Raw genomic sequence first — 2,265 nt, 5'->3', positions numbered from 1 at the left:
ACGAGCAGGTCATGCGCCAGGTGCTCGCCGGCACCCACCCCGACCTGACTTCGCTGCGCACCGAGGGCGTCATCATCTCCATCAAAGATGCGCGGGCGCTCGTCGAGCGCTCCTACTTCGCCCCGTCGCTCGGTCGGTACCGCGTGATCGTCATGGAGGACGCCGACCGCATGGCGGAGCGCACCTCCAACGTGCTCCTCAAGGCGCTCGAAGAGCCGCCGGAGCGCACGGTGTGGGTCCTGTGCGCGCCGAGCGACGCCGATCTGCTGCCCACCATCCGCTCCCGCGTGCGCACGCTGCGCCTGCGCGACCCCGACGTGTCCGACGTGGCCCGGCTCATCGCCGACCGGACCGGCGTCGACGAGGTCACCGCCGAGCAGTCCGCCCGTCACGCGCAGCGCCACATCGGCATGGCCCAGCGTCTCGCGACGGATGCCGCGGCCCGCGCCCGTCGCGACGAGACGCTGCGGGCCGTGCTCGGCGTGCGGGGCGTCGGCGACGCGGTCGAGGTGGCCGGTCGCATCGTCGCGGTCGCGACAGAGGATGCGAAGGCGCTGACCACCGAACGAGACGAGTCCGAGCGGGCGCAGCTGCTGCGCACGCTGGGCGTCCCCGAGGGCGCGTCCGTACCACCGGCGGTACGGTCGCAGCTCAACGCTCTGGAGGACGACCAGAAGCGGCGGGCGACCCGCAGCCTGCGCGACGGCATCGATCGGGTCCTCACGGATCTGCAGTCGATGTTCCGCGATGTCGCACTGCTGCAGTTCGGCCGCGACGACCTCATCAACCGCGAGCTCGAGGACGACCTCCGCGCCCTCGCCGCGGCATGGAGCCCGCAGCGGACGTTCGTCGTCGTCGACCGGCTCGCCGAGACGCGCCGCAACCTGGAGCAGAACGTCGCGCCCACCCTGGCCCTCGAAAGCTTGCTCGTGACCATCGCGAGCGGAAGGACACTGTGAGAACCCGCAATCGACTCCTCGCCGTCATCGCCGCGCTGGCGGTGGCGTCCGTCGCCCTGACGGGGTGCCTCTTCTCGATCATCCCGGACGCCTCGCCGCGGCCCTCCTCGAGCGCCACGCCCGACACCGCGGGCATCGCGGCCGACCTCCTGCCGTTCTACGGGCAGACGGTCACGTGGTCGTCGTGCGGCTCGGCTGACGAGTGCGCGAAGATCACGGCTCCGCTCGACTGGGAGCACCCCGGCAAGGGCGACGTCAAGCTGGCGCTCATCCGGCACCGCGCGACGAACGGATCCGCGCTCGGCTCGCTTCTCGTGAACCCCGGCGGACCCGGCGCCAGCGGGATCTCCCTCGTGCGCGATTCCCTCGACTTCGCCGTGGGTGGGACCCTGGCGAAGGAATACGACGTCGTCGGGTTCGATCCCCGCGGCGTGGGCGCGTCGACCGCGGTGACCTGCTACGACGCGAAGCAGATGGATGCGTACCTGTTCGCGATCCCGCAGAACCCCCGCGGCAGCGCGGCGTGGAAGAGCGAGGTCCTCGCGTCGGGCAAGAAGTTCGCCGATGCCTGCCAGGCGAACAGCGGCGGCATCCTCCCGTACGTGACCACGGACTTCGCCGCGCGCGACATGGACCTGATGCGGGCCGTGCTGGGCGACAAGAAGCTGAACTACCTGGGGTACTCGTACGGGACGTTCCTGGGGGCGACCTACGCGAAGCTCTACCCGACGCGCGTGGGCAGGTTCGTCCTCGACGGCGCCATCGACCCGTCGGTGTCCGGTCTCGACGTGAGCACGACGCAGGGCGTCGGGTTCGAGTCGGCCCTCCGCGCGTACATGACCTCCTGCCTGAAGCAGAAGGACTGCCCGTTCAGCGGGACCGTCGACGACGGCATGGCGGACCTGGGTACGTTGCTGGCGAGCGTCGACCGTACGCCGCTGCGCAACTCCGACGGTCGCCGCCTCGGGGCGGACTCGCTCGTGACCGCGATCGTCGCCGCGCTGTACTCGCAGGACAGCTGGCCGTACCTCACGCAGGCGCTCGCGGCCACTCTCAAGGGGAACGCCGGTCCGGCCTTCCAGCTCGCCGACTTCTACTACAACCGGACCGACGGGAAGTACGAGGACAACTCCTACGAGGCGTTCAACGCGTACAACTGCATGGACTATCCGGACGACGCTACCCAGGCGCAGAAGGATGCGGCGAACGCCGAGCTGAAGGCGAAGGCGCCCGTCATCGCGCCGTACTGGTCCTCCGACGTGAACATCTGCGACGTGTGGCCGGTGAAGGCGACCGGGGTGCGCGA

2 protein-coding genes are annotated in these 2,265 nt (G+C 70.2%); both read left to right on the top strand.

The features are described 5' to 3' along the window. Positions 1–959, top strand: a 959-nt coding sequence (locus BGO15_RS06060) for a DNA polymerase III subunit delta' (RefSeq protein WP_286747546.1), incomplete at its 5' end; no start/stop codon positions are given. Next, positions 956–2,265: alpha/beta fold hydrolase (locus BGO15_RS06055; RefSeq protein WP_286747544.1), on the top strand; the 1,310-nt coding region annotated here is incomplete at its 3' end. The genes BGO15_RS06060 and BGO15_RS06055, both read left to right, overlap by 4 nt.

This window comes from Microbacterium sp. 71-23 (assembly GCF_001897265.1).
Classification (GTDB): Bacteria; Actinomycetota; Actinomycetes; order Actinomycetales; family Microbacteriaceae; genus Microbacterium; species Microbacterium ginsengisoli.
This window is presented reverse-complemented; position numbering and strand designations above follow the sequence as displayed.